The sequence below is a fragment of the Dietzia natronolimnaea genome, from assembly GCF_002289575.1.
Lineage (GTDB): Bacteria > Actinomycetota > Actinomycetes > Mycobacteriales > Mycobacteriaceae > Dietzia > Dietzia natronolimnaea_A.
The window spans coordinates 38,015-63,465 of record NZ_NTGA01000014.1 but is presented as its reverse complement, the minus strand read 5'-3'; the positions used below and the strand labels follow the sequence as shown (position 1 = coordinate 63,465).

General features: G+C 71.8%; 20 protein-coding genes and 1 tRNA gene. 12 read left to right on the top strand and 9 right to left on the bottom strand.

Annotated features, from left to right (window positions below):
- Positions 1 to 22: 22 nt before the first annotated feature.
- Positions 23 to 610: a hypothetical protein gene (locus tag CEY15_RS07915; RefSeq protein WP_217987089.1), complete on the top strand. Its 588-nt coding sequence runs from the start codon at positions 23 to 25 to the stop codon at positions 608 to 610.
- Positions 611 to 663: 53 nt separating this feature from the next.
- On the top strand, positions 664 to 1,461 hold the full coding sequence (locus CEY15_RS07910; protein ID WP_095717975.1) for an NRDE family protein: 798 nt from the start codon (positions 664 to 666) through the stop codon (positions 1,459 to 1,461).
- 74 nt (positions 1,462 to 1,535) lie between these two features.
- Here the strand turns inward: CEY15_RS07910 and CEY15_RS07905 are convergent, their stop codons facing one another.
- Together CEY15_RS07905 and CEY15_RS07900 are read right to left on the bottom strand one after the other, a co-directional pair.
- The gene (locus CEY15_RS07905; protein WP_095717974.1) at positions 1,536 to 2,606 is read right to left on the bottom strand and encodes a 2-oxoacid:ferredoxin oxidoreductase subunit beta; all 1,071 of its coding nucleotides are present in this window, start codon (positions 2,604 to 2,606) and stop codon (positions 1,536 to 1,538) included.
- 24 nt (positions 2,607 to 2,630) lie between these two features.
- Positions 2,631 to 4,631: a 2-oxoacid:acceptor oxidoreductase subunit alpha gene (locus CEY15_RS07900; protein WP_095717973.1), complete on the bottom strand. Its 2,001-nt coding sequence runs from the start codon at positions 4,629 to 4,631 to the stop codon at positions 2,631 to 2,633.
- A gap of 554 nt (positions 4,632 to 5,185) precedes the next feature.
- Between CEY15_RS07900 and topA the strand changes: the two genes are divergently transcribed.
- Positions 5,186 to 8,152, top strand: a complete 2,967-nt coding sequence (gene topA, locus CEY15_RS07895; RefSeq protein WP_095717972.1) for a type I DNA topoisomerase — start codon at positions 5,186 to 5,188, stop codon at positions 8,150 to 8,152.
- A gap of 192 nt (positions 8,153 to 8,344) precedes the next feature.
- On the opposite strand, the gene CEY15_RS07885 is transcribed toward topA, so the two are convergent.
- Positions 8,345 to 9,928: an adenylate/guanylate cyclase domain-containing protein gene (locus CEY15_RS07885; protein ID WP_095717970.1), complete on the bottom strand. Its 1,584-nt coding sequence runs from the start codon at positions 9,926 to 9,928 to the stop codon at positions 8,345 to 8,347.
- A 71-nt stretch (positions 9,929 to 9,999) separates the two neighbouring features.
- On the opposite strand from CEY15_RS07885, the gene CEY15_RS07880 reads away from it, so the two are divergent.
- The 6 genes from CEY15_RS07880 (at position 10,000) to CEY15_RS07855 (ending at position 15,647) form a co-directional block, all read left to right on the top strand.
- Positions 10,000 to 11,211, top strand: a complete 1,212-nt coding sequence (locus CEY15_RS07880) for a DNA polymerase III subunit delta' (RefSeq protein WP_095717969.1) — start codon at positions 10,000 to 10,002, stop codon at positions 11,209 to 11,211.
- A 109-nt stretch (positions 11,212 to 11,320) separates the two neighbouring features.
- Positions 11,321 to 11,396: transfer RNA gene (locus CEY15_RS07875), tRNA-Thr, on the top strand.
- Between the two features lie 73 nt (positions 11,397 to 11,469).
- A complete protein-coding gene (locus CEY15_RS07870) occupies positions 11,470 to 12,273 on the top strand; it encodes a crotonase/enoyl-CoA hydratase family protein (protein WP_095717968.1) in 804 nt (267 codons plus the stop codon).
- A gap of 44 nt (positions 12,274 to 12,317) precedes the next feature.
- Positions 12,318 to 13,517 carry an acyl-CoA dehydrogenase family protein gene (locus CEY15_RS07865; RefSeq protein ID WP_095717967.1) on the top strand — a complete coding sequence of 400 codons (1,200 nt, stop codon included), beginning with the start codon at positions 12,318 to 12,320 and terminating at the stop codon, positions 13,515 to 13,517.
- Positions 13,514 to 14,665, top strand: coding sequence for an acyl-CoA dehydrogenase family protein (locus CEY15_RS07860; RefSeq protein WP_095717966.1), 1,152 nt, complete (start codon positions 13,514 to 13,516; stop codon positions 14,663 to 14,665). Before CEY15_RS07865 ends, CEY15_RS07860 begins: the two co-directional genes overlap by 4 nt.
- Before the next feature lie 106 nt (positions 14,666 to 14,771).
- On the top strand, positions 14,772 to 15,647 hold the full coding sequence (locus CEY15_RS07855; protein WP_095717965.1) for a hypothetical protein: 876 nt from the start codon (positions 14,772 to 14,774) through the stop codon (positions 15,645 to 15,647).
- 27 nt (positions 15,648 to 15,674) lie between these two features.
- On the opposite strand, the gene CEY15_RS07850 is transcribed toward CEY15_RS07855, so the two are convergent.
- Positions 15,675 to 16,523, bottom strand: a complete 849-nt coding sequence (locus tag CEY15_RS07850; RefSeq protein ID WP_245847395.1) for an HNH endonuclease family protein — start codon at positions 16,521 to 16,523, stop codon at positions 15,675 to 15,677.
- A gap of 100 nt (positions 16,524 to 16,623) precedes the next feature.
- Between CEY15_RS07850 and CEY15_RS07845 the strand changes: the two genes are divergently transcribed.
- The 3 genes from CEY15_RS07845 (at position 16,624) to CEY15_RS07835 (ending at position 21,675) form a co-directional block, all read left to right on the top strand.
- Positions 16,624 to 18,432, top strand: coding sequence for a hypothetical protein (locus CEY15_RS07845; RefSeq protein ID WP_095717963.1), 1,809 nt, complete (start codon positions 16,624 to 16,626; stop codon positions 18,430 to 18,432).
- Positions 18,433 to 18,516: 84 nt separating this feature from the next.
- Positions 18,517 to 20,646, top strand: coding sequence for a DUF6541 family protein (locus CEY15_RS07840; protein WP_245847392.1), 2,130 nt, complete (start codon positions 18,517 to 18,519; stop codon positions 20,644 to 20,646).
- 90 nt (positions 20,647 to 20,736) lie between these two features.
- Complete coding sequence (locus tag CEY15_RS07835; RefSeq protein ID WP_095717961.1) at positions 20,737 to 21,675, top strand: NAD-dependent epimerase/dehydratase family protein; 939 nt, start codon at positions 20,737 to 20,739, stop codon at positions 21,673 to 21,675.
- Here the strand turns inward: CEY15_RS07835 and CEY15_RS07830 are convergent.
- From CEY15_RS07830 to CEY15_RS07810, 5 genes are read right to left on the bottom strand one after another with little or no spacing between them, the layout of a single operon-like run.
- Positions 21,665 to 22,360: a hypothetical protein gene (locus CEY15_RS07830; RefSeq protein WP_095717960.1), complete on the bottom strand. Its 696-nt coding sequence runs from the start codon at positions 22,358 to 22,360 to the stop codon at positions 21,665 to 21,667. The two genes, CEY15_RS07835 and CEY15_RS07830, sit on opposite strands and share 11 nt — an antisense overlap.
- A gap of 11 nt (positions 22,361 to 22,371) precedes the next feature.
- Positions 22,372 to 23,988 carry an alpha/beta hydrolase gene (locus CEY15_RS07825; protein WP_095717959.1) on the bottom strand — a complete coding sequence of 539 codons (1,617 nt, stop codon included), beginning with the start codon at positions 23,986 to 23,988 and terminating at the stop codon, positions 22,372 to 22,374.
- Positions 23,985 to 24,263, bottom strand: coding sequence for a hypothetical protein (locus tag CEY15_RS07820; RefSeq protein WP_095717958.1), 279 nt, complete (start codon positions 24,261 to 24,263; stop codon positions 23,985 to 23,987). Before CEY15_RS07820 ends, CEY15_RS07825 begins: the two co-directional genes overlap by 4 nt.
- Positions 24,260 to 24,649: a DUF2304 domain-containing protein gene (locus tag CEY15_RS07815; RefSeq protein WP_017835913.1), complete on the bottom strand. Its 390-nt coding sequence runs from the start codon at positions 24,647 to 24,649 to the stop codon at positions 24,260 to 24,262. The genes CEY15_RS07820 and CEY15_RS07815 overlap by 4 nt, the downstream gene beginning before the upstream one ends.
- Positions 24,646 to 25,422: a glycosyltransferase family 2 protein gene (locus CEY15_RS07810; RefSeq protein ID WP_245847389.1), complete on the bottom strand. Its 777-nt coding sequence runs from the start codon at positions 25,420 to 25,422 to the stop codon at positions 24,646 to 24,648. The genes CEY15_RS07815 and CEY15_RS07810 overlap by 4 nt, the downstream gene beginning before the upstream one ends.
- Positions 25,423 to 25,451 lie beyond the last annotated feature (29 nt).

Below are 25,451 nucleotides of genomic sequence, written 5' to 3'. Positions count from 1 at the left end.
GGCCGGCCGTAGGCTCGGGCCCGTGACGCAGCTGTCGTTCTTCGCCGCCGACGAGCACGTCCCCGAGCCGACCGACCTCGAGGGCGCGCTCGCCGCCCGTGGCCAATCCACCCTCGCGGGGGCCCTCGCGCAGGTCTCCGTGGCGCTCGACGCAGCGTGGCGCGCGGACGCCCTCGTCGCGTTACTCACGGAGGCCGGACTCGACCCCGTCCGCTCGGCGGCGGGCACGGACGGCCGGTGCACCGTGTCGACCGCGCGGACCGCGGTCCTCGTCCCGGTGGTGCGACGCTGGCGGCGGGGTGCCGTGACCGCGGTGCCCGAGGGGTGGACCCCGTCGGCGGGAGCGCTGCGGGTCTGGTTCCTCACCGCCGGCCGCATCACCGCTGCCGGCGCGATCGACATGGGACTCGACCCCGGGGTGGAGCATCACGCCCCTCGGCGGGCCGCACTCGCGGAAGCGCTGGCCAGGGCCGGGATCCGCGCCACCTACGTCGGCCCCCGGGGCGACGGGCCCCTGCTGCGGCTCGGGACGGCCCGCGCCCGCGCCAGGCTGGCCCAGACCCTCGGCGCCGCGCCCCCCGGGGTGCCGCCGGGGGCCTGGCCCCGCTGACCCTCGAGTCGGAAGCGGGGCCCCGGTGTTGCATCCGGAAATCCGGTGGTGAAGTGTTCGATGCCATGTGCATGCTCGTCATCGCCCACCGGGTCCACCCCCGGTACCCGCTGGTGCTGGTGGCCAATCGGGACGAGGTCCACGACCGCCCCACCGAACCCCTGCACGAGTGGACCCCCGACAGGGAAGGGGTCGGCGGCATCCTCGCGGGCCGCGACGTCACGGCCGGCGGGACGTGGCTCTCGCTGGCCACCGGGGCGCGGCTGGCGGCGGTCACCAACGTCCGGGAGGGTGGCCGCGAGCGCCCGGCGACCGCATCCCGGGGTGAGCTTCCGGTCGACGCGCTCACCGGACCGGTCCCCGTGACCGGGTTCGCCCGGCACATCGTCGACGATCTGGGCCGATACGGGCCGGTCAACCTCCTGGCCGGCGACCTCGACGAGATGTGGTGGGCCTCCAACCGCTCAGGTCGGGGGCCGATCCAGTTGGGTACCGGGGTCCACGGGCTGTCCAACGCGGCGCTGGACACCCCGTGGCCCAAGGTCGTCGGTGCGGTGCGCGACGTCACGGCACTGATGGGGACCGAGGCACTCACGGGTCAGGACTGGTCGGGCCCGCTACTGGACCTGCTCGCCGACCGGAGCAAGGCGCCGCTCCGGCACCTGCCGCGCACGGGGGTCCCGCTCTGGCACGAGTGGCGTCTGTCGTCGCGGTTCGTCCGGATCGGCCGGTGGTACGGGACCCGGTCGACGACGGCGGTGCGGATCGACGAGCACGGAACGGCCGACGTGGTCGAGCGCACCTGGGACGCCCGGGGAAGAATCGCGGGGACGGCCACCACGAGGATCTGAGTGGATCGCAGATCCATGCGGTGACCGCCCCCCGGGGACAGTCGGTTCGCCGCAGGGGCCCGTCAGCCCACGTGTTAGCCCACGGTCCAGGTGTTGCTGCCGTCGAGCAGGGCCTGGAGGTCCGACGGTGCGGTCTCCTTGGCGGCGGCGACCTGGGCACGGGCCTGGTCGTCGTAGGTCTCGCGCTGGACCTGCCGGATGATCCCGGTGACGGTGTACTCGAGATCCTGGCTGGACAGGTTCGCCAGCGCGTGCGCGTAGGAGGGGTCCTCGGCATGGGCGTCGTGGACGATGATGTCGGCCTCGTCGACCTCGGCGGTCGCCGCGACCTTGAGCGAGAACCCGGAGCGGACCACGCAGTGCTGGCCCTCGTCGCCGAAGATGATCTTCTCGCCGTGGCGGACTCCGATGAGGTGGTTGCCGGCGTCCTCCTTGCGCAACAGGTCGAACGAGCCGTCGTTGAAGATCGGGCAGTCCTGCAGGATCTCCACGAAACTGGTGCCGCGGTGACGGGCGGCGGCGTCGAGGACCTCGGTCAGGCCCTTGCGGTCCGAGTCCAGGGCGCGGGCCACGAAGCTCGCCTGGGCGCCGAGCACCAGGGACAGCGGGTTGAACGGGTGGTCCAACGAACCCATGGGGCTGGACTTGGTGACCTTGCCCGCCTCCGAGGTGGGCGAGTACTGGCCCTTGGTCAGCCCGTAGATCCGGTTGTTGAACATCAGGATGTTGAGGTTGACGTTGCGGCGCAGGGTGTGGATCAGGTGGTTGCCGCCGATCGACATGGCGTCACCGTCACCGGTGACCACCCACACCGACTGGTCGGGGCGGGCGGTGGCCAGGCCGGTGGCGATCGCCGGGGCGCGCCCGTGGATCGAGTGCATGCCGTAGGTCTCGAGGTAGTACGGGAAGCGGCTGGAGCAGCCGATCCCGGAGATGAACGTGATGTTCTCCCGCTTGAGTCCGAGCTTGGGCAGCAGGGCGCGGATGGTGGCCAGGATGACGTAGTCACCACACCCGGGGCACCACCTCACCTCCTGGTCCGAGGTGTAGTCCTTGGGCTTCTGCGGGGCGTCGCTCTTGGGTACGGAGGCCAACGCGTCCAGGGGCAGCGGGCTGCCGACGAGTCCGGTTTCGGTGGTGGTCATGGAAATCCTCTCCTCGCTCGCGGGTCAGCGGGTTCGGTTGGCGGTGGTGGTGCCGGTGGCGGTGTGGCCGATCCGCCGGTGACGCGCGGCGGGCTCGCCGGTCGTGGTGATGACCCCGTCGAGCGCCAGCCGGTACTTGTCGTGCTCGGTGTGGGTGAGCCGACCGGCGAACTCCGCCTCGATGGCGGTTTGAAGTTCCTCGGCCGAGAACGCCATGCCGTGCACCTTGGTGATGGGCTGGATCTGCGCCGGGAAGCGGGCCTTGAGCAGCATCGCGAGCTGCCCCAGGTTCATCTCCGGGACGAGCACCCGGTGGTACCTGGCCAGCACCTCGCCGATGTTGTCCGGCAGCGGGTTGAGGTGCCGGACGTGCGCACGGGCCACGCGGTGGCCGTTGGCGCGGGCGCGACGGACCGCCTCACCGATGGGGCCGTAGGACGATCCCCAGCCGACCACCAGGACCTCGGCCTCGCCGGACGGGTCGTCGACCTCGAGGTCGGGCACGTCGATGAGCGCGATCCGCAGGGCCCGGGTGCGGGTCATGAGGTCGTGGTTCTCCGCCGTGTAGGAGATGTTGCCGGTGCCGTTGGCCTTCTCCAGACCGCCGATGCGGTGCTCGAGACCCGCCTCGCCCGGGATCGCCCAGTCGCGCGCGAGCGTCTCCGGGTCGCGGGCGTACGGCAGGTAGTCGCCGGCGGCCTCGGTGTCACCGTCGGCGCCGGTCGCGGGCGCGGTGGCGAGGTTCTTCTCGATGGCCGGCAGGGCGGCCACCTCGGGCAGCAGCCACGGCTCGGAGCCGTTGGCGATCGCGCCGTCCGACAGCACGATGACGGGGGTGCGGTAGGTGACCGCGATCCGCGCCGCCTCGCGGGCGATCTCGAAGCAGTCCGAGGGCGACTGCGGGGCGATCACCGCGACGGGAGACTCGCCGTTGCGGCCGAACAGCGCCTGCAGCAGGTCCGACTGCTCGGTCTTGGTGGGCAGCCCGGTCGAGGGTCCGCCGCGCTGGACGTCGATGATCACCAGCGGCAGCTCGGTCATCACAGCCAGGCCGATGGCCTCGGACTTGAGCGCCAGACCGGGGCCGGAGGTCGAGGTGACCCCCAGCGCCCCGCCGTAGGACGCACCGAGGGCGGCACCGATTCCGGCGATCTCGTCCTCCGCCTGGAAGGTGGTCACGTCGAACTGCTTGAGCTTGCTCAGCTCGTGCAGGATGTCCGAGGCCGGCGTGATGGGGTAGGTGCCCAGGAAGACCGGCATGTCCGCCGACTTGCCCGCGGTGACCAGGCCGTAGGCCATCGCCGTGTTACCGGTGATCTGGCGGTAGCGGCCCTTCGGGAGCTGGGCCGGCTGGATTTCGTACTCGGAGGCGAACGCCTCGGTGGTCTCGCCGTAGTTCCAGCCCGCCCGCAACGCCAGCAGGTTGGCCTGCAGGATCGTCGGCTTCTTCTTGAACTTGTCCCCGAGGAAGGTCTCGATCGAGTCGACCGTGCGGCCGTACATCCACGTGAGGAGGCCGAGCGCGAACATGTTCTTACAACGCTCGGCGTCCTTCTTTCCGACGTCCACGGACTCGACCGCACCGATGGTCAGCGTGCCCATGGCCACCTCGTGCACCTGGAACGCCTCGAAGGCGGGGGAGCCGAGCGGGTTGGACTCGTAGCCGACCTTGGTGAGGTTGCGCTTCGTGAACTCATCGGAGTTGACGATGAGGATGCCACCGGAGGGCAGGTCGTCGATGTTCGCCTTGAGCGCGGCCGGGTTCATCGCCACCAACACGTCGGGGCGGTCCCCGGCGGTGAGGATGTCGTAGTCCGCGATCTGGATCTGGAAGCTCGACACCCCGTGGATCGTGCCCTGGGGGGCGCGGATCTCGGCCGGGTAGTTGGGCTGGGTCGCCAGGTCGTTGCCGAAGGCCGCCGCCTCCGAGGTGAACTGGTCACCGGCGAGCTGCATGCCGTCACCGGAGTCGCCCGCGATGCGGATGACCACCTTGTCCAGCTTGGTCTTGGACGCATTGCCCACCGGTGCTGACCTCCGTTGTCTTTGAGATGATCGGGGCTGCTCATGACTCCCGTACGGCCACCGACGGTACGCCGGTTCGGGCACGACTCGCCGCCCCGACGGAATTGAAAAACAGTAACACGTTCCAGTTCGGTGTGGTTCCCGCTTGCGTTCACCATAGACCGGTCTGTCTATCGGTGCCAATCCGGCGACGTTCCGATCGCCGTCATGCAGCTCGTCCCGGGTGTCCGTGACCGGGGACGACGACGAGCCGACGCGGTGCGACGCGTGACAGATATATAAGGATGCGGCTGTGCGCCTCCCCGGGCCGGCGCGCCGCTCCCCGCGCCCCCCTCCGCGTCGCGCTCCGGGGCACCTCCGCATGGGGGAGGAGTCGATCGGGGCGGGTGCCCGTGCGCCGCTCGGGGGCGGGCCGGCGTCGAACGCGACTCTTCCGAAGCGCCCCTGGCCTGGTATGAATTCTCATAGACAGGCCCCGGCACGCGTACCGTATCCGGGACCGGAGGTCGGTGGCACACGTCGCCGACGGATCAGCGCAGGTTGGGAGCGGTTCAGTGGCGAGCAAGCAGACAGCATCGGGCGGGAAGCGGAGCCTGGTGATCGTCGAGTCCGCCACCAAGGCCCGCAAGATCCAGCCCTACCTGGGGTCCGACTACGTGGTCGAGGCGTCCGTCGGGCACATCCGAGACCTGCCCAAGGGGGCCGCCGACATCCCGGCCAAGTACAAGAAGGAGCCGTGGGCCCGGCTCGGCGTGGACCCGGAGCACAACTTCGAGCCGATCTACGTGGTGAGCGCGGACAAGAAGAAGAAGGTCTCGGAGCTCAAGAAGGAGCTGGCGGGCGTGGACCAGCTCCTGCTGGCCACCGACCCGGACCGCGAGGGCGAGGCGATCGCCTGGCATCTGCTCGAGGTGCTCAAGCCCAAGGTCCCCGTGAAGCGGATGGTGTTCCACGAGATCACCAAGCCGGCGATCCTCGCCGCCGCCGAGAACACCCGCGAGCTGGACACCGACCTGGTCGACGCCCAGGAGACCCGCCGGATCCTCGATCGTCTCTACGGCTACGAGGTCTCCCCCGTGCTGTGGAAGAAGGTCATGCCGCGGCTCTCCGCCGGGCGCGTGCAGTCCGTGGCCACCCGCGTGATCGTCGAGCGCGAGCGGGAGCGCATGGCGTTCGTGGCCGCCGACTACTGGGACATCACCGCGACCCTGACCACGCGCGAGGCCGCCGGCGGCGACGCCGGTGAGCCGCGCAGCTTCACCGCCCGCCTCGCCGCGGTGGACGGTGCCCGGGTGGCGCAGGGGCGCGACTTCGGCCAGGACGGTCGACTCAAGACCTCCGGCGCGGCCAAGGACGCGGTGGTGCTCGGCGAGTTCGCGGCCCGCGCGTTGTCGGACGCGCTGGACGGTGCGGACTTCGTCGTCGACTCCGTGGAGTCCAAGCCGTACACCCGCCGCCCTTACGCACCGTTCATGACCTCGACGCTGCAGCAGGAGGCCGGCCGCAAACTGCGCTACACCTCCGAGCGCACCATGCGCATCGCGCAGCGGTTGTACGAGAACGGCTACATCACCTACATGCGTACCGACTCCACGACCCTGTCGGAGGGCGGCATCGCGGCCGCCCGCGCCCAGGCCACGGAGCTGTACGGCAGCGAGTACGTCTCGCCCACACCGCGGCAGTACACCCGCAAGGTCAAGAACTCGCAGGAGGCACACGAGGCCATCCGCCCGGCAGGGGAGTCCTTCGCCACCCCCGGGCAGCTGCACAGCGTCCTGGACGCCGAGGAGTACCGCCTGTACGAGCTCATCTGGCAGCGCACGGTCGCCTCCCAGATGGCGGACGCCAAGGGCACCTCGGTGAGTATCCGCATCACGGGCGCCGCGGGACAGAACCCGTCCGGGTACGAGCGGGCGACCTTCGCGGCCTCGGGCCGCACCATCACGTTCCCCGGCTTCCTCAAGGCCTACGTGGAAGCGGCCGAGGAGTCCAGTGAGTCCTCGGACAAGCCGATGGCGGACGACGCCGAGCGGCGGCTGCCGCGCCTGAGCGAGGGGCAGGACCTCACGGGGTCGGATCTGTCCGCCGACGGCCACACCACCAGCCCGCCGGCCCGCTATACCGAGGCCAGCCTGGTCAAGGTCATGGAGGAGATGGGCATCGGCCGCCCCTCGACCTACGCCAGCATCATCCGCACCATCCAGGACCGCGGGTACGTGTACTCCCGGGGCAACGCGCTCGTGCCCAGCTGGGTGGCCTTCGCGGTGGTCGGACTGCTCGAGCAGAACTTCGGTCGACTGGTGGACTACGACTTCACCTCGCTCATGGAGGACGAGCTCGACGAGATCGCCGAGGGGCGCGAGAACCGGGACGACTGGCTGCGCCGCTTCTACTTCGGGGACGGTGGGTCCGGGGACGCGGGCCACGCGGTCGGGCTCAAGAACCTCATCGACGTCAACCTCGAGGCCATCGACGCCCGCAGTATCAACTCCATCCGGGTCTTCGACGACGCCGAGGGCCGACCGGTCCACGTCCGTGTCGGGCGGTACGGCCCGTACCTGGAGCGCATGGTCGACGGGGAGAGCGGTGAGCGGGAGTCGCAGCGGGCCAACCTGCCGGAGGGGATGAGCCCGGACGAACTCACCCTCGAGGTCGCGGAGAAGCTCTTCGCCACCCCGCAGGACGGGCGTCCCCTCGGTGTGGATCCGGAGACCGGTCACGAGATCGTGGTCAAGGACGGTCGCTTCGGGCCCTACGTCACCGAGAAGCTGCCCGAGCCCACCGACGAGGAGAAGGCACGGTGGGCGAAGAAGGTGCTCGCCGACGCCGAGGCGGAGAAGAAGCGGATCGACGCCGAGCGCGACGCCGCGGTCGCCGCCGCGGAGAGCGACGAGGCCAAGGCCGAGGCCAAGAAGGCGGCGACGAAGGCCAAGTCCGCCGTGACCCGCAAAGCCAAGAAGGAGTCCGACAACCCCACGGGCCCCAAGCCGCGGACCGGATCGCTGATGCAGTCCATGGAGCCGGCCACGGTCACGCTGGAGGAGGCGCTCAAGCTGCTGTCCCTGCCGCGGGTCCTGGGCGTCGACCCCACGAGCGGCGAGGAGATCACCGCGCAGCTCGGTCGGTACGGTCCCTACCTGAAGAAGGGCTCCGACTCGCGGACCCTGGACACCGAGGACGCCGTGTTCACCATCACGCTCGAGGAGGCTCTGAAGATCTACTCGGAGCCCAAGCGTCGGGGTCGGCAGGCCGCCGCGCCCAAGGCGCTGCGCGAGATGGGGGTCGACGAGGTCTCGGGCAAGCAGATGCTGGTCAAGGACGGGCGCTTCGGGCCGTACGTCACCGACGGCGAGTCGAACGCGTCGCTGCGTAAGGGCGACACCGTCGAGACGCTCACCGACGCGCGCGCCTCGGAACTGCTGTCCGAGAGGCGGGCCAAGTCGCCGCCGCCCAAGAAGACCGCGGCGAAAAAGGCCCCGGCCCGGAAGTCGCCGGCCAAGAAGGCCGCCGCCGGGCGCTGACCCGACCGTGCGGGGCGCCCCACGGCGTCACACCTCCGCGGTTGGCGGACCTCGCCACCAACTTGGCGGACAGAATCGGCGCTCAGGGCCCTCTGGTCGCGAACCGATGTCCGCCAACCGCGAACCGATGTCCGCCAACCGCGAACCGATGTCCGCCAACCGCGAACCGAAGTCCGCCAACCGCGGGGCGGCTCAGGCGCCGGCGGCCTCGACTCCCTCGACGGTGGGGCGCAGCGCGACCTTGCCCGACTGCCACCGGTCCGCGAGGGTCGGCCGCAGGGGTCTGGCCAGCTGCGTCATGATTCCGCGGCCCCGCAGCTCGACGCTGCGACCCAACACCCACCTCGCGGCTTCGGGCGCATCCGCGTTGCGGATCGCCGCCGCCGACGCCAGGACGTGCCCCTGCTCAGATTTGGCCAGGGTGGTCAACCGCGCGGCCTCGTTGACCGGGTCGCCGATCACGGTGTATTCGAATCGCTTGGCGTGACCGATGTGGCCGGCGATCACCGTGCCGTAGGAGACCCCGATTCCCGCCGACAGCGGGGAGAGACCCGCGAGTTGGCTCTGTAGCGCGCGAGCGGCCCGCAGTGCCCGCCCCGCCTCGTTCTCCACCTCCAGGGGCGCGCCGAAGACGGCGAGAAGTGCGTCACCCTGGAACTTGTTGATGTAGCCGCCGTTGGAGTCGACGGCCTCCACCGCGATGCGGAAGAACTCGTTGAGCACGGCGACGACCTCGGCCGGCTCGTGTGCGGCGGCGAACTCCGTCGAGCCGGTGAGGTCGACGAAGAGCACCGCGACCTGCTTCTCCTGGCCCCCGAGCTCCGTCCCGCGTTCGAGTGCGTGGCGTGCGACCTCCTCGCCGACATAGCGACCGAAGAGGTCCTGGATCGCCTCGCGCTCCTGGAGACCGGTCACCATCTCGTTGAAGCCCTGACCCAGTCGGCCGATCTCGGAACTGTCGTAGATCGTGACGCGGGCCTCCAGATCTCCCTTCTTGACCCGCCCGACGCCCGCCTGCATCTCGCGGACGGGATCCGCGATGGAGTCCGAGACCAGGCCCATGCCGATCGCGCCCGCGATCACGGCGACGCTGGCCATCACCGCGAGGGCGACGAGGATGTGTTCCGGCTCGTCGCCGAACAGCCCGACCCACTGCCCGGTGAGGATCAGCAGGATCCCGGCGACGGGGATGACGGTGGTGAGAGCCCAGCCCAGGAAGATCCGACGGCGCACCCCCGGCACGTGCCTGTTGGCGGGCACGCCCCGAGCGAGGGCGCGGACGGTGATCGGCCGCATGATCCGCTCGGCCTGGAGGTAGGAGATGAGGCAGGTCGTGGTCCCTCCGAGGATGCTCGTCACGCCCACGACCAGGGCGAGCCGGGGGGAGTGGCCCACGTTGGCGACGACGAAGACGATCGTGCCGACCAGCCACATGGTGCCGGAGATGAGCGCCTGGTGGAACGGGAGTTTCAGGGCCCGGTTGCGGATCGCCCCGCCGAACTCCTCACCGGAGCGGTCGACCCGCAGGACCGGGAGCAGGAGCAATGTCGAGGCGATCACCCCGCCCACGAACGCGAGCACCAGATAGCCGATGAATAGGTACTGGTTGAGGAACCGGAACTGCTCCAGGTCGAGAAAGCGGTCCATCGGCAGGACGAAACGCAGGAACGCGAAGACGAACACCGCGCCGATGATGTTGGCCTGCACCATGGTGAGGGCATAGACGGGCCAGGGAGTGGCCCACAGCCACCGGAACAGCCTGACCCATCGCTCCATTGGCCCAAGGGTAGTCCCAGCCCCCGTCCCGGGACCGCAGGTGTGACGGACAGCGGCGATATGGTGGGGCCATGCCAGGGGTGTTCGATCGGTTGGCCGGACAAGCCGACGTGGTGGCGGAGCTGACCGCCGCGGCGTCGGCCGCGCGTGCGCGGGTCCCCGGCCAGGGGTGGCATGAGGCGGACGCGCGAATGGTCCACGCGTGGCTGTTCACCGGCCCGCCGGGCAGCGGCCGGAGCGTCGCCGCCATGTGTTTCGCCGCCGCGCTGCAGTGCGAGCACCCGGAGATCGTGGGCTGTGGGGAGTGCCGGTCCTGTCACACCGTCCTGGCGGGGACCCACGCCGATGTCCACCTCCTGGCTCCGCAGGGGGTCAACATCCTCCTCAAGGACGTCAAGGAGACCATCCACCGCGCCGCCAGCCGGCCCAGCACCGGGCGCTGGCAGATCGTCGTGGTGGAGGAGGCGGACCGACTCACCGAGCAGTCCGGTAACGCCCTGCTCAAGGTGGTGGAGGAGCCGCCGAGCCGCACGGTCTTCCTGCTGTGCTCGCCCACGACCGACCCGATGGACATCATGGTCACGCTGCGGTCCCGCTCGAGGAACGTGGCCCTGCGCCAACCCGACGCGGCCGCCGTCGAAGCCGCGCTCCTCGCCGGCGGGGGGATCGATCCGGAACGGGCGAGGTGGGCGGCGGCCGTCTCCTCCGGCCACATCGGCCGCGCGAGGTGGTTGGCCACCGACGAGGCCACGCGTGAACGCCGGGACGTGGTGTTGGAGCTGCCCATGGTGATGCACAACCCCGGCCGGGCCTTCCCGCTGGCGGACCGGTTGGTCAGCGCGGCCGAACAGGAGGCGCTGGCCCGCAACACCCCGAACGATGAGCGTGAGGTGGAGGAACTGCGCACCGCGATGGGTGTGGGCGGGACCGGAAAGGGCGCCGTCGCGGCGGGTCGGGGCGCCGCGGGGGCCGTCAAGGAGTTGGAGAAGGCGCAGAAGTCGCGGCGGACCCGCTCCACCCGCGACTCGCTGGACCTCGCTTTGGTCGACCTCGCGGGCTTCTACCGGGACGCGCTCATGGCCGGACTCGGCGTCGCCGACATCGCGCCGGTGCACCCGGACAAGGCCGAGGAGTCGGCGCGCCTCGGGGGGCACTATCCGCCGGCGTCCGTGCTGGGGGCCATAGAGGCCATCCAGGAGTGCCGGGCCGCCATCGAGGTCAACGTCAAGCCGAAGTTCGCGGTCTCGGCGATGGTGGGGGCCATCCGGGAGGCGTTGGGCTGAGGCGGCAGGGCAGGCGCGTGGCCCCGGGAGGGGCGTCCACGACAGGGTGCCAGGCGTTTTCCGACCGCGAGGGCCGGTCATATATAGTTGCCTCGCCCCACAAGGGCTCGCCGCGTTAGCTCAGTCGGTAGAGCATTTCACTCGTAATGAAAAGGTCGTCGGTTCGATTCCGACACGCGGCTCCATCAGAACCCTCTGACCCCCGTCCCCTCTGGCCGGGGGTTCTCACGTATCAGCCCCTCGATGAGAAGGATTCCCATGACCTCTCAGCCACTGGTGGTCGAGCGAGCCGACCACATCGAGACGTGGACGCTCAACCTGCCGGAGACCCGCAACGCCATCTCCGACCCGGCGATCGTCGACGCACTGTGCGCCCGGGTGGCGGTGGTCAACGCTGATCACGACGTCCGGGCCGTCGTGCTCACCGGCGCGGGGTCGGCGTTCTCCGCCGGCGGCAACGTCAAGAACATGGTCGACAGGACCGGGATGTTCGGCGGCAGCCCCTACGAACTCCGCGACGGGTACCGCACCGGCATCCAGCGGATTCCGCGCGCGCTGTACCACTGCGAGGTGCCGGTGATCGCGGCGGTGAACGGACCCGCCGTCGGGGCGGGGTGCGACCTGGCGGTGATGTGCGATCTGCGGGTGGCCTCGACGAAGTCGTGGTTCGCGGAGAGCTTCGTGCAGCTCGGGATCATCCCGGGCGACGGCGGCGCATGGCTGCTGACCAAGGCGATTGGCCCCGCGCGAGCGGCGGAGATGGCGCTCACCGGCGACCGGGTGAAGGCCGAGCAGGCCGCCGCGTGGGGCCTGGTCAACGAGGTCGTGGAGCCCGAGGAGCTGCTCCCGGCAGCCCGAGCACTGGCCGGCCGGGTGGCCAAGAACCCGCCGCACGCGGTCCGGATGGCCAAGCGTCTGCTGCGCGAGTCGCAGCACCAGTCGCTCGAGTCCCTCCTTGAGCTCTCGGCGGCGATGCAGGCGCTCGCACACCACACCGCCGACCACCGCGAGGCCCTCACCGCATTCGGGGAGAAGCGCGCGGGGGAGTACGAGGGTCGCTGAGCCGCTGACCTACCATCACCACACGCCCTCCAAAAGGAGCACCGATGAGCTCTGCACTGGTTCCCCCGACCACCCTGGCGTCGGCGGAGATGGACGCTCTGCGGGCAGAGGTGCGGTCGTTCCTGTCGGGGGAGATCGCCGCCGGTCGGCTCACGCCGTGGATCGATACGTGGCTGACGAGGTGGGATGAGGACTTCACTCGTCGGCTCGCCGAGCGTGGCTGGGTGGGGATGACGGTCCCGACCGAGTACGGCGGACGGGGGCGCTCGCATCTGGAGCGTTTTGTCGTCACCGAGGAACTCCTGGCCGTGGGGGCACCGGTCGCCGCGCAGTGGGTCGCGGATCGGCAGATCGCGCCGTCGTTGCTGCGATACGGGACGGAGGAGCAGAAGCGTGAGTTCCTTCCCCGGATCGCGGCGGGCGAGTGTTGCTTCGCGATCGGGATGAGTGAGCCGGACTCCGGGTCGGACCTGGCCAGTGTGCGGACGAAGGGTGTCCGTGTCGACGGCGGCTGGTCGATCACCGGGACCAAGGTGTGGACGTCCGGTGCGCAGCACGCCGAGGCATTCATCGCGCTGGCGCGCACCGAGCCCCTGGACACCTCACACCGTCATGCGGGGCTGAGTCAGTTCATCGTCGACCTGCGCAGCGAGGGTGTGACGATCCGCCCGATCGTATCCCTGTCGGGTGACCATCACTTCAACGAGGTGGTGCTGGACGAGGTGTTCGTCCCCGATTCCCGCGTCTTCGGCGCCCTGGGCAACGGGTGGGAGCAGGTCAATTCCGAGTTGGCGTTCGAGCGCAGTGGTCCCGAGCGGTTCCTGTCCTCCTTCCGCCTGCTGGCCGCGGAGATCGGGGCCATCGCCGAGGGGCGCCTGCCCGCCCGGACGGACCTGGGTCGTTCGGTCGCGCGGATGGCGGGCCTGCACGCCCTGAGCCAGAACATCGCCGGAGCCCTCCAGCGCGGGGAGCCGGCGGACACCGCGGCGGCCCTGGTCAAGTTGCTCGGCACCACCACCGAGGGGGACATCGTCGAGGCGGTCTCCGCCCGGTTCGGGGACGAATTCACCCCCCGTGCCAGTGCCAGTGACGGTGACGGTGACGGCGACGGTGGGGCGGCGGCCGCGTCCGAGCTCGCCGATCTGCTCCGTGCCGGGCTGCACCAGCGGCCCGGCTTCACTCTGCGGGGTGGCACCAACGAGATTCTGCGCGGCGTGATTGCGCGGGGACTGGGGATGCGATGAACGCTGAGAACGGAGTGGACGGGGCGGCCGGCGGGACCGGTGAGGCCGCGGAGACCGCCGAGAGCGCGGGCCTTCAGATCGACGAGGATCTCGAGTCGATGATGGCCGGCGTGCTGGCCCAGTTCTCGGGCCCCACCGTGGAGCCCGATCCGTCTGCCGTGTGGCGGTCCCTGTCCGAGGTGGGGGTCGGCCGACTGACCGCGCCCGAGGACGGCGGGGGCAGCGGTGCGGGCTGGGCCGAGGCCTCCGCCTTGCTGCGGTTGTCCGCTGCCGCCGGGGTCGCGGCCCCGTACGCGGAGACCGATCTCGTCGTCGGACCCGTGCGCCGCGCCGCGGGCCTCGATGACTCCTGCGCCGGTACGGCGACCCTCGCCGTTCTCGGTCCCGACGGCCGCGCTCGCCGGGTGGCATGGGCGGGGGCGACCGACACCATCCTGTTCGTCCGCAGGTCACCGGCCGCCGACGGCGACGGGCCGGGGTTCGAGGTCGCCGACGTCGAGACCGTCAGCGCTCAGATCACGCCGCGCGACGGCATCTCCGCGGTGCCGACGGGGGACGTCGTCCCGCCCGACGACGCGCGCTGGACCGCGGTCCACGCTGCCGCGGTGGAGACGGCGGTGCTGCGCGGCGCGCTCGCCCGGGCCGTGCAGTGTGTGGGGGCGGCGGAGGGGATGCTCGAGTCGGCGATCGCCCACTCGACCGAGCGGAATCAGTTCGGTAGGGCGTTGGCGAAGTTCCAGTCCGTGCAGAACCTCGTCGTCGACATCGCCGCGGAGACCGTCCTGGCCCGCGCCGCGGTCGACCAGGCCGTGGCCGATGCCATGGTCACGGGCCTGACCGGGCCGCTGTCGGGGTTCCGGGTGGCGGTGGCCCGCAGTGTGGCCTCGCAGGCCGTCGCGGTCGCGGTGCGCAACGCCCATCAGGTGCACGGGGCGATCGGCACCACGCACGAGCACACCCTGCATCGCCTGACCCTGCCCGCGGTGCAGTGGCGCGGTGAGTTCGGTTCGGCGGCCTTCTGGGACGCCGTGCTCACCGACGCCGCGCTCGCCGGCGGGATGGACGGCGCCTGGCCGATGGTCACCGAGGGCACCACCGTCGAGGGCGCCGCCGCGGCGTGGCTCGACCGGGTCACCCTCGGCGAATAGGGAGTGGGACGGACCCCGGCCGCCCGGACCCCCGACCCCGGCGGCCACTGACCGGAGGGACACAATCTCGGTACGCTCGGTCAGTAGTACCGAGAAAGGTCGACCCGTGGAATTCCTCCTCATCGCCGCAGTGATCGCGGTGGCCGTCGCGGTGGTCTCCCGCAGCCAGAACAACGGTCAGACGCAGCTCCAGGCGCACGACAACCGCCATCTCGAGGACCATCGGGCCGAGGCCTCGCGATGGGTCGAGCGCCTCGGTGGCCAGGTGTTCAACCTCGACGGCACCGACGAGGCCTCGAAGCAGGCCATGGCCGATGCCTCCGAGCGCTACACCGCGGCCGTGACCGAACTCGAGAACGCCCGCACGCCGGTCCAGGCGCGGCTGGCCAAGGACACCGCGATCGAGGGGCTCTACTACGTGCGCGCCGCCCGGTCGGCGATGGGCCTGGACCCCGGCCCCGAGCTGCCCACGACCGACGGTCAGGAACGCGCCGGCCGGGTGACCGAGGACCGCACCGTCGAGGTCGAGGGTCGCACGATGACCGCCGCGACCGAGCCGAGCGACAAGACCCCGCACTACTACCCCGGCGGTGTGGTCGCCGGACGGCCGGTGCCGGCCGGCTGGTACTCCGAGCCGTGGTGGGCCTCCGCCCTGGCGACGGGCGTGTGGATGATGGGCTCGATGATGATGTTCAACATGATGTTCGCCGGTATGGCGGGTGTCGGCTACTCCGGCCAGGACTTCGAGTCCGGGATCGGCGAGGGCGGCGCTGACGTCAGTGACATGGGTGGCGGCGACGGCGGCGACGGCTTCTTCGACGGCGGGCTCATGGGCGGCGAGGGCGGCGACGCAGGCGGTGACGGGGGAGGGTTCTTCGACGGAGGACTGTTCGGCGGCGACGGCGGTGGAGACGGCGGCGGTGGCGGGTTCTTCGACGGCGGCCTGTTCGGCGGCGACGGCGGCGGGTTCTTCGACTTCTGACCAGGGTGACCAGGCCCGGCGGCCGGGTCAGGGGCAGCCGGCCAGGACCCGCTCCATGGCCTCGTGTTCGGCGTGGGTCACCCACAGCCCGTAACGCTCCTTGACCAGGATCTGCCGCGCGATCATGGGGCAACGGAACTCGCGACGCGGGGGCAGCCAGGTGGCCGCGTCACCGTCGCCCTTGCTCTGGTTGGCGTGACCCGCCACCGCCAGCAGATTGAGCGGATCGTTGGCGAAGTCCCGGCGCTGCTCGAGGGTGAGTTGCTGGGCGCCCTTCTGCCACGCGTCCGACAGGGCCACCACGTGATCGATCTGCACCGCCGACGAGGTGTCCTGCCCCCGCACGAACTCGATCCGCTCCCCGGTGTAGGGCCCGTACAGGACCCCGGTGAGCACTACGCAGTCCCGGGTCCCCGGTCGCACCGTGATGTCCTGCAGATCGCGCCGCAGGATGTCGTTGCGCGTATCGCACCCGTTGCGGCCGAACTCCACGGAGACGTCGTCCGACCACGCCTGGCCGAACAGGGCACGGTCGTACCCGGTCTTGGGGGCGCGCCCCTTGATCTCCAGCTGGGGCAGGGCCATCCGGGCGGACGCGACAAGCGGATCCCCCGACGGGGCGGCCTCGGGTGGCGCGGGCTCGAACGGGATGGGCTCGGGCGCCCCCGGTTCGGGGCCGGGCGGGGCCGCCGGGTCCGACACCGGCGGAGGGGGCGGTGGGGCCAGTGACGACGACGAGACGGGCATTCCGACCCCGCCGCCCGTGACCTGCTCGAGATCCGCGCACCGACCCAGCCCCGCCAGAACGAGGACGGCCATCACCGATACCACCGTGACGCGAGTGGTTCGGGTGGCCCTTGAGGTCCGTGATGCCATGCACGCACTGTAGCGACACCGTCCGACACCGCCCCGCACCGTCCGACACCGCCCCGCACCGTCCGGCACCGCGCCCGCCCTCCCGGTTACGCTGACGCCGATGCCGCCCGAGACCGACACCCAGCCGACCGCCCACGCCCCGGCGCGGGGCCTGGTCGCGGCGTGCGCGGTCGTCGTCGTGGCCTTCACCGCGCTCCGGACCTGGGTGGCGGCCGCGGGCTGGTTCTACTGGGACGACCTGATCCTGCACGGCAAGGCCGCCGCGCACCGTCTCCCCGACCCCGGCCTGCTCTTCGCCGACCACGACGGCCACCTGATGCCCGGGGGGATGGCGCTGGCCTGGGTCGCGGCACACGTGGCCCCGCTCGACTTCCGTCTCCCGCTGGTGCAGATCGCGGTGCTCCAGCTCCTCGCCGGCGCGGCGCTCGCCCGGATGCTGTGGGTGCTCCTGCGGGGGCGGCCGGTGCTGCTGGTCCCGCTCGTCGCGACCCTCGCGATCCCCCTCGGGCTCCCGGCCGCCACCTGGTGGGCGGCAGCACTCAACGCACTGCCGCTCTCGGCCGCGATGGCGTGGGCCGTGGCGTCGACGATCCGGCTGGCCGAGACGGGGCACCGCAGGCACGCGGTGGGCGCGGTCCTGGCCACCGCGGTGGGCCTGCTGTTCGTGGAGAAGGCCGTCCTCATCCCCGTGGTGTCGGCGGCCGTCCTGGTGGGCTGGTGGTGGGTCGGCCGGAGCGGGTCGGCGTCGCCCCGTGTGATCTGGCGGCGGACGCGGACGGCCTGGGCCGCACAGGGAGCCGTGCTCGTGGTGTGGGCGGCGGTCTTCGTCGTCGTCGTCGGCCGTCTCGGTGGCCGGGGCACGTTCGGCGAGGTCGAGGGCACGCGACCGGGGTTCCCGGCCCTGGTGGACCACACCTACCGCCTGGCGGTCATCCCGACCCTGGGGGGCGGGCCGTGGCGGTGGGACCGGTGGCATCCCGGGCCGCCCATGGCGGACCCTCCGCTGGCCGCCGTCCTCCTCGGCGCCCTGGCGTGTGCCGGCGTGTTGGCGTGGTCTCTGGCCACCCGCAGCCGCACCGGGCCCGTCTGGCTCGCGGTCGCGCTCTACCCGCTCCTGTCGGTGGTCCTGGTGGCCGTGGGGCGGGCGGGGCCGGACACGGCAGCGGAGATCGTCCAGACCCTGCGGTACCACGCCGAGATGCCGCTGGTTCTGGCGGCGGCCGCCGCGCTGGCGTTGTCGGCGCCCCGGCGGGGGAGCGCGGCGACCGTCCGCCTGGTCACGCCCGCCGGAGCGGTGGCCCTCGTCGCGCTGCTCGTCTCCTCGGCGGTCTCGACCCACACCTACCGGCAGACCTGGGCCGACCAACCGTCCCGCGACTACGCCCTCCCGCTGCTCGAGGCCCTCCGGGAGCGCAGCGCCCCCCTGTTCGACCAGGACCTGCCGCTCGAGGTGCTCCTCCCCGTCACCTCACCGGCCCACCGGCTGTCGTCGGTCCTCGCGGGTGTCCCCGGGATCCCCCCGGTCGCCGCGTGGACGACCGACCCGGTCCTCATCGACACCCTGGGCGCCCTGCATCCGGCCGAGGTCGCGGCCCTGCGGACGATCCCGCAGGGGCCCGAGCCCGGGTGTGGGTACAGGGTGGGCAGCGACGGGGCTCGGATCCCCGTCGACGGGCCCCTGATCGACCGGGACTGGATCGTCCAGCTCAACCTCTTCGCCGACTCGGACGGTGAGGTGGGCGTCCGGCTCGACGAGGGATCCGAGGTGACGGCCCCGGTGTCGGCGGGCCTGGGAACGGTCTTCGTCCGCGTCGAGGGAGGGGGGACGGGGCTGACCGTCTCCCCGCGCGGGGGCGTCTCGGAGCTGTGCATCGGCAGCGGACCGGTCGGAGTCCTCGTGCCGCGCTGAGGGCGGCGGGGTGGGTGGCCCATAATGGGTCGGACCGGATGAGGACGACAGGGACGGAGGCAGGTCATCGACATCGCGATGGTCATGCTGACCCTGACGTCACTCCTCGTGGTTCCCGGGTTGATCGTGGGACTGGCCGCTCGACTTTCTCTCCGGATGGCCGTGGGCACGTCGATACCCGTGTCCGCGGGGATCGTCACGATCGCCACCTATGTCTACGGCCGGTCCGGGGTGCCGTGGTCCCTCGCCGGGTACGCGGTCGCCACGGCCGTCACCGCGGCGATCGTGGGGCTGGTGGGGCTGCTCATCTCCGGATCGCTGTGGCTCCGGCGTCGACGCCGTGCCCGGGCGGGCGGCCGGCCCGGCGAGCCGGCCGACGACACCCGGCGCCCCCGCAGCCCGGTCGCGACCCCGAGCCCCCGACGCGCGTGGTGGTGGCTGCTGCCGGCCGCGTCGATCCTGGTGAGCGCATGGCTGATCGGCCAGATGATCATCACGGAACTCGCCGCCACCCCGGGCGGCACCGCGAACATCTTCCAGGGCTGGGACGCCCACTGGCACGCCAACTACCTCCGCTTCATCCACGACACGGGCCTGGCGTCCCCCGACCAGGCGGGCCTGCTGCGGTATCCGGAGAACGGGGCCACTCTCTACTACCCGAGCACCTGGCACGCGATCGCCGCCCTGGTGATGGGGCTGCGCGGCATCGGGGCGGTCGAGACCTACAACCTCGTCCAGATCGGCTCCATGGCGCTGGTGTTCCCGCTGGGCGTGGCCGCGCTCGCCTGGCTCATCACTCACCGCTCGTTCTCCCGCCCGGCTGCCGCCACCTCCGCGGCCGTCGCCGCGATGGCGACCCCGCTGTTCCCGGGGCTGCCGTTCGTCGAGGTGATGGTGGCCGCGACGCCGTCCGGGGTGGCCAACGGACTGGCGGGACTCGTGGCCGCGGTCGTGGTGGCCTCGTTGTCCGACCGCCGCCTCGTCCCCGCCGCGGCGCTCGGGCTGGTCGGCGTCGGGGGCATCCACCCGTCGGCCATGGTCACCGCCGCGGTGATCGTGCTGTTCTGGTGGTTGTTCGAGGGCCTGTGGCGCCCGGTCAGGGGACGGGTGCGGGACTTCCTCGTCCTGGCCGGGGTCGGGCTGGCCGGGGTCCTCACCCTGCTGCCCCAGGTGCTCACCGTCTCCGAGGACGCGGACGAGATCTCGGCCTTCCAGTTCGAGATCAACGCCGACCGGGCCGCCGTCTGGGGGCGCGCCGTGGCACTGCAGGTCCGGCACGTGCAGGACTGGGGAGTGCGCTGGGTGCTGCTCTCACTCGCGGCGCTGGGCGTGATCGTCATGCTCCGGCGCCTCGTACTGTGGCCGATCCTGCTCTGGGGCGGGGTGCTGGTGGTGTGCGTCAACTCCATGAGCATGTTCGGCAACTGGACCGGTGGCGCCCTGCGCGGGATCGGGAGCATCTACTACAACGACCCGCGCCGGATCGGGGTGCTCCTGGCGGTCCTCGTGGCGGCCGCCGTCGGCGTGGGCGTGGGCGTGACCGTCCAGGCGCTGGCGGGGTGGGCGGCCCGCCTGATCGACCCGATCACCGACCCGCGCGGGACCGGTGCGGCGGGCCTGCGGGTCGCCGTGGCGCTGGCCGCGTTGGTGGCCACCGGGTCGTGGGTCGTGCAGGCCTCGCCCGAGTACGCCTCGGCGGCGGGCGCGAACCAGCGCGCGGGTCGGATGGTCGACGGTCACGATCTGCGCGCCTTCGAGTGGCTCTCCGAGCAACCGCAGGCCTACTCGGGCCTCGTCTACACCAACCCCGACGAGGGGTCGGGGTGGATGTACGCGACCCACGGTCTGCCCTCGACCGCACGGCATTATCTCCAGCCCGGCTCCACCGCTCCGCTCACGACCGCCCTGTTCTTCAGCATGGACCGGGCCGGTACCGACCCTCGCGTCGACTCCGCGCTCGACGAGCTCGGCGTGACCTTCGTCTACGTCAGCCCGCCCAACTACTGGGGGTTCCAGAAGCCCAACGATCACCTGCTCCGGCTCGATCAGGCCCCGGGCCTGATCAAGGTCTACTCGGACTCCCAGGTGCGGATCTTCGCCGTCCGGGCGGCCTTCACGCAGGAGGAGATCGACCGGATCCTGGCCGACTCGCCGTTCCCGCCGGACAGACGCACCCCCCTCACCCGCGCCACCGAGCTGTACGGCGGGGAGTGAGCGGCCCGAGTCGATCCGGGTCGTATCCTCGGAGCTGTCGTCCGACAGGACGCCGCGGCCGCGTCGCCGCGCTTCGGGAGGGGTTTGTCAATGAAGGCACTCGTGACGGGTGGGGCCGGGTTCATCGGGTCGACCCTGGTGGACCGCTTGCTCTCCGAGGGGCACGAGGTGACCGTCGTGGACGACCTCTCGCGGGGTCGCCTCGAGAACCTCGCGGGTGCCCGGGAGGCCGGATCGCGATTCGACTTCCGCCAGATGACGCTGACCGATCCCGGGATCGTGAACCTGGTGGCGGAGGTGGCGCCCGAGGTCGTGTTCCACCTGGCCGCGCAGATCGACGTCCGCCTGTCCGTGGAGGACCCGGTGCACGACGCCGAGGTCAACGTGGTGGGAACGGTCCGGCTCGCCGAGGCCGCCCGGCGAGCCGGGGTGCGGCGGATCGTCTTCACCTCCTCGGGAGGATCGATCTACGGTCCCGTCACCGACCTGCCGGTGGCCGAGTCGCGGGCGGTGGATCCGATGAGCCCGTACGCGGCGGGCAAGGTCGCCGGCGAGGTGTACCTCGAGATGTTCGCCAAGCTGTACGGCATCGAGTGGGCGGGCGTGGCGCCGGCCAACGTGTACGGCCCGCGCCAGGACCCGCACGGCGAGGCCGGGGTGGTGGCGATCTTCGCGCAGCGACTGCTCGCGGGACAGCCGACCCGGGTGTTCGGGGACGGTGGCAACACCCGCGACTATGTGTTCGTCGACGACGTGGTGGACGCGTTCGTGCGCGCGGCGACGGTTCCGGCGGCCGCCGGCCAGCGGTTCAACGTGGGCACCGGGGTCGAGACCAGCGACCGCGACCTGCACACCCTGGTGGCCGCGGCGGCGGGGTCGGGGGACGACCCCGAGTACGCGCCCGCCCGCCTCGGGGACGTGGCCCGGTCCGCGCTGGACGCCGGCCGGGCCGCCGACGTCCTCGGCTGGGTCCCGCGGGTGTCGATCGCCGACGGCGTCGAGCGGACCGTGGACTACTTCAGGGCGTGAGCCCCGGCCCCTCGTCGGCCGCTCCGGTGCCCACCTGGGCCTCGGGCGCCTGCTGTACCGCGGGCGCCTGCTGCACCGCGTTCGGCTGCGGCAGGAACGGGCGGACCAGGTCCATCAGGCCGGGCAGGACACCACCCGGCGCGGGGGCGGGGTCGACCGGCTGGGTGATCTGCTGTTCCGTGGGTTCCGAGGTGGCGCCTCCGGTGGCGGTCTCGGTGGCGCCGCCGCCGGTGGACGGGGTCGCCCGATCGGTTACCGGGGCCGGCGGGGACGCCTGAGCAGAACGCTGCGGGGCAGCGCCCCCCGCGGACGCCACGGCCGCCGCGGGCGTGGGCACCGATGCCCGCGCGGTCGCCACCGCCGAGGGCTCGGTCTGCGCGGCCCCGGCGTCTGTCGAGGGATCACCGCCGACAGGGGCGTCGGGGCTCCCTGCGGGAGTCTCGGTGGAGTCGGCGGGATCGCCCTCCTCGGCCGGCTCGGAGGTGGTCACCGCGACGGGCTCCGGAGAGGCGTCCGCGGTCTGGGCGGTGGACACCTGCTCGCGTGCCCGCTCGACCGCCTGGGCGTTGCGGTGCGAGTCGTACCAGAGCCCGGTGGAGATCAGGCCGGCGGAGACCACGCCGAGGGCGCCCACCCCCAGAGCGGTGGCCGAGGGGCGTGGGAAGCGGGAGTCCAGCGGAGCCATGGACCCCAGTATCAGTCACCCCCGGTGCCGGGGACAACCCCGTGCCCCGCCGCGCGTGTCGACACCGGAACGGCGACAAGACGTTCCGGAGCCTCCCACAGGACCTCGGCGTCGCCGTACGGGTCGTCGGCCCGGCGGAGCCACAGCCCCGTGGCATGACGCCACACCGTGGGCAGGACCCGGCCGTCGTCCCCCGGGTCGACGCGCGTGTGCCGGGCCCGGATCCGGCGGTCGCGCCAGAGCGGCGCCCGGCCGCCGAGCATCACGGCGAGCATCGCCTCGAACGCACCGCACCCGCGGTCGAACACCCCGCCGTGGCCGCGCGTGCCGTAGACGGGGGCGCCGTCGGCGAAGGACCCGGTGTCGAGGCGGGTGGCGCCGTCGGAGAGGTCGGAGGTGGACCAGGCCCGCCTCAGCCCCCATCTGACCTGCAGCAGTTCGACCGGGTCCCCGGGAGCGGTGAACGAGAACCTGCGGACGGGGCCGGGAGACCGCCAGTCTGCCGGCCCCGAGACCCCCACCCCGAGGTCCGGGGACTCGGCGTAGATCACGCGGTCGGCACGCATGCCCAGCCGCTCCGCCGTCCCGACGATCCGCCCGCCGTAGGAGTGGCCCACCACGGTCAACGCGGCGCCCGGGCACTCGATCTCGATCACCCGGTCCACCTCCCGGCAGAACCGGACCAGGCGGGGCGCCATCGCCTCGGCGTAGCGCGGGTCGCCGGCATCGGCCATGATGTCCTGCGGGAACTCGCCGTCGAGGAACGCCACCACGACCAGCCGACCACCACCGGCCTCCACCAGGTCCACCGCGACGTCGGTGTTGACGTGGGACATGTCGAGGTTGGTGCCCGTGCCGGGGACGTAGACCGCGACCGCCTCGGTGCGCGGACCGACGTCCCCCACCACCTCGATCATCCGTCCACCCCGCAGCGGGGAGAACCCCACGAAGGAGCGACGACGACGACCCGGACCCCGTCGCGTCATGGTTTCCAGTCGCCCGATTCGCGGACTCCACGGTGTCCCGGCCAGCTGTTCGCGGTGCAGCGCGCGGCGCACCAGGACGGAGTTCGCCCGCGCGCGCACCGCCCACGGGACGCCGTAGGTCCCGCCGACGGCCTCGGGCTCGGCCAGCGCGAGCAGGCGTCGGTCGGCGGGGCTCAGGTGTTCGACGCTCGAGTACACCTCGTCGGGCGTGGCCTCTGTCCAGGCCTCGACGGTGGCCCGGGTGTCGAGGGGCTCGGCGCCCGTCCGACCGGGTCCGGCGACCTCGCCCGCACCGGCCAACCGCGCCAGATCGGTCAGCGCGTTGTCGACCGCCCGGTCCAGCGACGCGCGCAGCCGATCGCGGCCTGAGGCCGGCACCGGGTGCGGGCCGTCGAGGTCGGCCCAGATGTCCTCGGCGAGCTCGACCAGCCGGTAGAGACCCGCAAGGAGCTCGTCGACCCCGCGGGCCTCGGCGTCGATCGCCCCGGCCAGGGCCGTCAGCGCGGGAGAGCGCGTGGGGGAGGAGGCCAGGGCGTCCCGCGCGATCGTGAGCGCGTCCCTGGCCGCCACCATCCGGGCCGCCGCCTCGAGGAGTGAGCGCACCTGCTCGGGTGGCGGGTCCTCTCGCAGGGCTCCGGTCACCGGGGTCGCCGCGTCGGGTGGGCGTCGGTCAGGTCCCGGGCGGCCTGCGCGGCCTCCGCGTCGGAGGCCGCGCCCTCCGCCAGCGACCGTGCGATGTCGTGCAGTCGGGTGACCCGGGTGAGGGCGGGCGCCAGGAGGTCGCGCACCTCGTCGTCGTCGAGCCGCTCTCTCGCCGCCTCGAGCCGCGACGCGAGCCGGCCCGCCTCGGCGCGGACCTCCGCCTCAGAGAACTCCGCGCCTTCGGTACCAGCGCCGCCAGCCGGCCGGGTGCTCACCGTCGCAGGCGGTCGTCGTCGTCCGCGACGGGCATCACCGCGGTCGCGTCGGGCTCGTCTTCCGGCCGCACCGCGTTCTGCAGCGCGATCGACCGGGCCAACCGGGCGTAGCGCAGTTCCTGTTCGCGGAATCGCACGTAGGTGGAGACGGTGACAAAGGCGAAGCCCATGACCAGGGCGTACAGCACCAGGTCCGTGCCCCGCTGGACGCCCAACGCATTGGCCACCACGGTGAGGTCGTCCGGGCGCAGGACCGCATAGACCATGAACACCACGAACAGCACGAAGCCGATCTTGACGCCGGCCTTCGCCCGTGCCTTGCGCCGGTTGGCGACGAAGAACGCCACCAACGCGGCGCCGGCGAGCAACAGCAGTGCCTTGATCATCGCGGCAACCTCTTTCCCACGAACCCGTCGGAGAGGATGTTGATCCCGTTGAGCAGCGACTGCCCCTTCGACATGGAGTACTCGGTGTAGAGGATGTCGACGGGCTGCTCGGCCACGCGCCACCCACGGCTGTCCATCAGCTCCACGAACTCGCTGGCGTGGCTCATGCCGTTCATCCGCAGGTTGAGGTCGTCCGCGACCCGCGTGTTGAACACCCGGAGCCCGTTGTGGGCGTCGGTCAGGCCCAGCCGGCGGGTACGTGGGCTCAGCATGACGACGGTCCTCAGGACGATCCGCTTGATCAGCGGGACCTGATCGCCCTCCCGACGTGGGCGGCCGAAGCGGGTTCCCACCACGATGTCGACCGGTTCGGCGCGGACCCTCTCCACCATCGCGAGCACGTCCTTGACCTGGTGCTGGCCGTCGGCGTCGAAGGTGACGAAGTACCGGGCGCCGGGTTGGGTGCGGGCGTACTCGACACCGGTCTGGATGGCGGCCCCCTGCCCGAGGTTGACCGGGTGGCGGACCAGGTGCGCACCCGCCCGGTGGATCGCGGCGGCGGATTCGTCGGACGACCCGTCGTCGACCGCCACGATGTTCGGGAACGTCTCTCGCGCACTGCTGAGCACGTCCTCGATGACGGTGCCCTCGTTGAAGCACGGCACGATCAGCCAGACGTCGCGGTTGCCCGCGGGGCCGTTTGAAAGACCGCCGCCGGGGCCGCCGCCGGCCGTGTCGCCGTGCCCTGGGAGTCGCTCACTGTCACTGCTCATCGCCGGTCGATACTATGCGATCGGACGGA